Source organism: Stenotrophomonas sp. NPDC078853, assembly GCF_044901215.1.
In the GTDB taxonomy this organism is placed as follows: Bacteria; Pseudomonadota; Gammaproteobacteria; order Xanthomonadales; family Xanthomonadaceae; genus Stenotrophomonas; species Stenotrophomonas lacuserhaii.
In genome coordinates this window covers 1-5455 of the sequence record NZ_JBJDOQ010000036.1, presented here as the reverse complement: position 1 = coordinate 5455, position 5455 = coordinate 1, and the positions used below count along the sequence as shown (strand labels likewise).

The following is a 5455-nucleotide window of genomic DNA, read 5'->3' as shown; positions in this document are numbered from 1 at the left end:
AAAAAAACGACAAACCAGATCGTACACCTAGACTGCATTAACGACAACTCCTATAACGTAGACGCCAACATCCGCCTGTCGGTGGTCTACAAGGCCTTGGACAACATGGGCGCGTTCAAGCGCTGGTTCGGCGTGCAACCCAACACCAAGATCGCCGTGCTTGTCTTCGGCTTCTTCCACGGCTTCGGCCTGGCCACGAAGCTCCAGGACTTCTCGTTATCGCCGGACGGGCTGGTCCCCAACATGCTTGCGTTCAACGTGGGCGTTGAACTCGGCCAACTGTTGGCGCTTGCCGGCATCCTGATTGTGATGGGCTTCTGGCGTCGACTGCCGTCCTTCAATCGTCAGGCCTATGGCGTGAACACCATCTTGATGACGGCCGGCTTCGTGCTCATCGGCATGCAGCTCACCGGCTATTTCGTTTCCTGATTTCTGACCGAGACCCATTATGTCCATCACCACCAATCAACCGATCCCCACCACTGGCCGCCTGCTGAAGTCGACCCTTCTTGCCGCCGCCATTGCCGGCGCGCTTCTCATCACCGCCGTCCTGCCGGCGGAGTACGGCCTTGATCCCACAGGGATCGGCCGGGCGCTGGGCTTGACTGCCTTGGCGGACGGCGGAAGCACCGCCATCGACCCGGCCACGCCGACGTCCTCGACAGCATCGGGCGCAGAGGCCACCTTGGCGGAGAAGGCCGCGGCCGCGTTCGGGGCGAACAAAGGGCAATCGCTTGATCCAGACGCGGTATCGCTCACCAACGGTGAGCTTCGCCAGGACGCGATGACGATCACGCTGGAGCCGGGCAAGGGGAAAGAGGTCAAGTCCTACATGGTTGCTGGTGCCGGAATGCTGTTCCGCTGGAAGGCAACCGGGGACGTGGCAGTCGATATGCACGGCGAGCGCCCCGACGTGAAGGGCGCATGGACCAGCTACGCCGTCGAAGGTGCGCAGCGGGAGGCACGCGGCACCTTCGTCGCGCCATTTGAGGGAACTCATGGGTGGTACTGGCAGAACCGAAGCGAAAAGCCGGTGACCGTGAGCATCGAACTTATTGGCTACCAAGCCGACATCTATCAGCCGTAACACCCCGGCACTTTGCCGATCCCAACCTAGGAAAATCACCATGAAGACTCATAGCGCAGTAGTTACCGGCCTGCTTCTCAGCATGTCCCTTTTCACCACGGCGTCCGCTCATGATCCGGCGCTTCATGCCGATCCGGCAACCCCGGCTGCTCCCAAGGCCAAGCCGACGACCTGCGAGCAGTTGACGGACCGTTCGAAGTTCAAGGTGGACCTCAATGATGCCCAGACCAAGGCGCTGAAGGAACGCTGCGAAGCGCAGGCAGCGCCGAAGAAGAAGTAAGTCCACTCGCGTTTAGCGAACGACCCCGCCGTGCCGGCGGGGTCGTCACCCCGACCCAAACAGTGGGCGTACACTCCGCCCGGCTGCCGCCTCTGCCCTGAAGCCAGGCAGATGGTGTGCACGGCGGGTTGGGGCCGTCAAAACGTTGCTACCAGGACAATTCCATGCTCGAAGTACTGAGTCACCCGACGTTTCGCCGCTTATTTGGTGCACAGATAGTCGCCCTGGTCGGAACCGGCTTGGCCACTGTCGCCCTTGCCCTCCTGGCCTACGACCTGGCGGGCGCCCACGCGGGCGCGGTGCTGGGCACCGCACTGGCCATCAAGATGGTCGTGTACGTAACCTTGGCTCCCGTTTCTGGAGCGTTGGTCCCAGCACGGCTGCGCAAGCGGGTGCTGATCGCACTTGACCTGGTTCGCGCCGCTGTGGCGGTCTGTCTGCCATTCGTCACCCAGATCTGGCAGGTGTATGTCCTCATCGCTGTGCTGCAGTCGGCCTCGGCATGCTTCACGCCGTTGTTTCAGTCCACCATCCCCGAAATCCTCAAAGAAGAGCGCGATTACACGCGCGCGCTCTCACTTTCCCGATTGGCATATGACCTTGAGAGCCTGCTGAGCCCGGCGCTTGCTGCCGCGCTGCTGACGATCATCAGCTTCCACGGGTTGTTCGCTGGTACCTCGGTAGGTTTCATCCTCTCGGCGGTGCTCGTCGCGTCCACCACGTTCCCCGCCCTCGCTGCGGTCGCTTCCAAGGATGGTCCCTATGCGCGAGCCATCCGTGGAATGCGAACTTACCTTCGCACCCCGCGATTGCAGGGCCTGCTTGCATTGAACCTCTGTGCCGCAGCCGGCGGCGCGATGGTGTTCGTCAATACGGTGGTCATGGTCCGCACCGTTCTGGGCGGGGCTGAGGAACAGGTTGCGTGGGCGTTGGCGGCTTTCGGCGGCGGCTCCATGCTGGTGGCGCTTGTTCTTCCAAAGGTTCTTGACCGCATTTCGGACCGCACAGTGATGCTGACTGCAGGACTGTTCATGTCAGCTGTCCTGGTCACCTTCCTCGGCATTTGGTTTGCCCTGAAGGGAAATCCTGGATGGGCGGCGGTCATTCCGACCTGGACGCTGTTGGGCATGGCATATGCCGGTCTTGTTACCCCCGGCGGACGGCTGCTGCGACGTTCGGCTGACTCCGCCGATCTGCCATTCCTGTTCGCCGCCCAATTTTCCCTATCGCACGTTTGCTGGTTGATTGCCTATCCGCTCGCCGGCTGGGTTGGTGCCCGCTACGGCCTGCATGTTGCCTTGGCCGCCTTGATGACTCTGGCCGCACTCGGCTTGGTCGCCGCGTGGCGCAGGTGGCCGGCGCACGATCCTGAGCAGATAGCGCACCAGCACGAACATCTTGCTGAGGACGACCCGCACCTCTTGGCACACCGCGACACGGATGGCATGCACCGCCACCGGTTTGTCATCGATCAGCTTCACACGCGCTGGCCAAGCTGACCAGGACGTCAGGCGAGCGGAGGGCACGGATGGGCTACTTACTTGCGCGTTTGATCGCACACGTACATGTCCACGTCGACGTCATATCGACACGCAAGTCCACATTCGTAAGAGCCCACTCCCTCCGACCAAGGCACTGGAGGCTTATCTCTCAGGGCAGCTATTGCAGCTGCCTGGCAATGTTCGAAGGTGTCGTAGTCGCCATAGACAGCGTGTCGGACTTCCTGAGTAGATGCGCCCGGCGGATAGACAAAAGCAGTCCAGCGCCCCTGGGATCCGCTGCAGGACACTGCGGCTAGGGCGACGCCGATGGCCAAGGTTGTCCGGCCGATGTCCATGGCGCAGATCCTAGCACCGCCGCCATGGTGGCCGTGACGTTTCGCCTATTCAGGCTCGCAGGTTTTTTTTCGTTCCGCAATGTCCGCTATCGGCCAGAAGCGGCCTATTGACCGCCCAATCTGCTCAGATTCCGGCGAGCACGCTCGGATCACCCATCCTCCAGACGTTGTCCACTGTCACACGCTTGATCTCCCACCCCGTGTCGCGGCAGAGCCCGATGGGGTCAACGTGGAGGGGGTCTGTCAAAGTCAGACTTGACCCACGTCAGGTCATGGATCAGCGGAGTGCGGGTTGTCTCATGACACGAGCGCTCACGGCTTTAGCCGTTGGGAGCGTGGTGCAATCAAGCGCCTAGGGGTGCTTGGCGCCAAATCTCGACAGCTCTCTGCCTCGCGGACATCTTTTGCTTTTTTTACCATCATAAGTTGTCCGAAACGGCCAACTTATGGTGGTAGGAACAGGAGACCCTAAGTGCCCGATTTCTTTGGTGGGCCCACCAGGATTCGAACCTGGAACCAAAGGATTATGAGTCCTCTGCTCTAACCGTTGAGCTATAGGCCCGCTTGCGGCCGCCCAGTCTAATGCAAGCCCGTGGCCGTACTCCAGACACCGGTGCTTCATCGCGCAACACCCACAACGTGCCGACCGCGGACGGTCGGCACGTCACCACCCATCACGCCACCGCGAACGGCCCCTGCCGCTCGAAGTAACGTCGCAGGCGGGTACAGGCCGGGGCGAGCACGGCCTCCAGCTCATCGCTGGGGTCCGGCTGCCACGTCACGTTGACCACGCCCGGCAGGTCTTCCACGCCGGCATGCTCACCACGTGCCTCAAGCAGCACGGTGCGGTCGCTGCCGAGCACGCCCAGCAGCACGCCGGTCTCCAGCAGCAGCGCGTCCCGCGTGGCCGGCCATGCATCGGCCGTTGCCGGTGCGTTGTCGTCACCGGAGATCACCACCGCGAAATCAACGCCCGCCGCCAGCTCCTGCAGGCGCTGCACGGACAGCCCTCCACTGCGGGCCAAGCCATCCTGCCACTGGCGCACGGTGAAGCCTTCGCAGGCCAACGTTTCCTGCACCACCTGCGCCGCCGCAGCCGCCTGCGGCGACGCCAGCACCAGTACCTTGGTGCGGTCGCGGGCACTGCCGATGTGGTCGTTGCGCTGGTACAGCCTGCGCGCCAGTTCCTGCGCCACGTAGCGGTGGATCTGCGGGAACTGCTCGGCAAGGTCCTCCAGGCGGGCCGCACTGACACGCGCGACGACGCTCGGTTCGGCAGCTACCACGGTCGCCGAGCGGATCTGCGTCGGCTGCACGGCGGCCATCTCGCCCACGTGCTCGCCGGCATGGCGTCGCGCGACGCGCTTGCCATTGACGAACACGTCGAAGGATCCGGTCACGATGAAGTAGACGTCATTGTCCACTCCACCCTGGTGAATGACGGCGGCACCGGTCTGTGCCTCCAACAAGGTCACGCTGCTGGCGAGTGCTTCGGCGAGCGCCTTGTCGCCGCGTACCAGTTTCTGCTCGGACAGCGTGTACAGCAGATTGCGGCGACCTTCGTCACCGGTGAAGCGAGCCAACATTGAAGTCCCCCTGTGGACTGCATCCGTCATGGATGGCATGTGCAGATTAACCCCTGATCTGTGACGTAGAGCACACGTTTTTGGCAAATTCATGTGGAACAGCTGAACAACCTGAATACGGTCATACACATCAAGGATCCGCTGGAACCCAGGGGCCTGATACGGCAGTCCATGTTACGGAACATGTTACGAAAAATTCGACATTGTTTCGTTTGATCCTTTTAAAAACAGTGCCTTATCAACGTTACTGTTACGTAAAAACTCCTTCATAACCAACGAAAAAACCCCGCCGGAGCGGGGTTCTTCAGAACGCTTCAGGCACCGACAGGGATCAGTCGATATCCAGGAAGCTGCGCAGCTGCTCGGAACGGCTCGGGTGACGCAGCTTGCGCAGCGCCTTCGCTTCGATCTGGCGGATGCGCTCGCGGGTGACGTCGAACTGCTTGCCGACTTCTTCCAGCGTGTGATCGGTGTTCATGTCGATGCCGAAGCGCATGCGCAGCACCTTGGCTTCCCTCGGGGTGAGGCCGGCCAGCACGTCGCGCACGGTTTCAGACAAGTTGATGTTTGTGGTTTTCTCGATCGGGGACTCAACGTTGGTGTCCTCGATTAAGTCTAAAATATGGTAATCCTAGTCGTCGACGATCTGGGTTTCCATCGAGATC

The 5455-nt window shown here is 61.5% G+C and carries 5 protein-coding genes, 1 tRNA gene and 1 pseudogene; 4 read left to right on the top strand and 3 right to left on the bottom strand.

Features of this window, described 5'->3' with window-relative positions; genetic code table 11:
• The 4 genes from ACI2JH_RS19720 to ACI2JH_RS19705 all read left to right on the top strand — a co-directional run.
• Positions 1-429: HupE/UreJ family protein (locus ACI2JH_RS19720; RefSeq protein ID WP_404736999.1), on the top strand; the 429-nt coding region annotated here is incomplete at its 5' end.
• 19 nt (positions 430-448) lie between these two features.
• Positions 449-1087 (top strand): hypothetical protein, encoded by a 639-nt coding sequence (locus tag ACI2JH_RS19715; RefSeq protein WP_404736998.1) that lies wholly within the window; start codon positions 449-451, stop codon positions 1085-1087.
• A gap of 40 nt (positions 1088-1127) precedes the next feature.
• A complete protein-coding gene (locus tag ACI2JH_RS19710; RefSeq protein WP_404736997.1) occupies positions 1128-1367 on the top strand; it encodes a hypothetical protein in 240 nt (79 codons plus the stop codon).
• A gap of 164 nt (positions 1368-1531) precedes the next feature.
• Positions 1532-2866, top strand: a complete 1335-nt coding sequence (locus tag ACI2JH_RS19705; RefSeq protein WP_404736996.1) for an MFS transporter — start codon at positions 1532-1534, stop codon at positions 2864-2866.
• Between the two features lie 824 nt (positions 2867-3690).
• Here the strand turns inward: ACI2JH_RS19705 and ACI2JH_RS19700 are convergent.
• The 3 genes and pseudogenes from ACI2JH_RS19700 to ACI2JH_RS19690 form a co-directional block, all read right to left on the bottom strand.
• A tRNA-Ile gene (locus ACI2JH_RS19700) sits at positions 3691-3766 on the bottom strand.
• Positions 3767-3878: 112 nt separating this feature from the next.
• Entirely contained in the window at positions 3879-4790 is a 912-nt protein-coding gene (locus ACI2JH_RS19695) for a cyclic nucleotide-binding domain-containing protein (protein ID WP_198551475.1), read from the bottom strand.
• Positions 4791-5121: 331 nt separating this feature from the next.
• Positions 5122-5455, bottom strand: a pseudogene (locus tag ACI2JH_RS19690) (sigma-70 family RNA polymerase sigma factor); the annotation flags it as partial.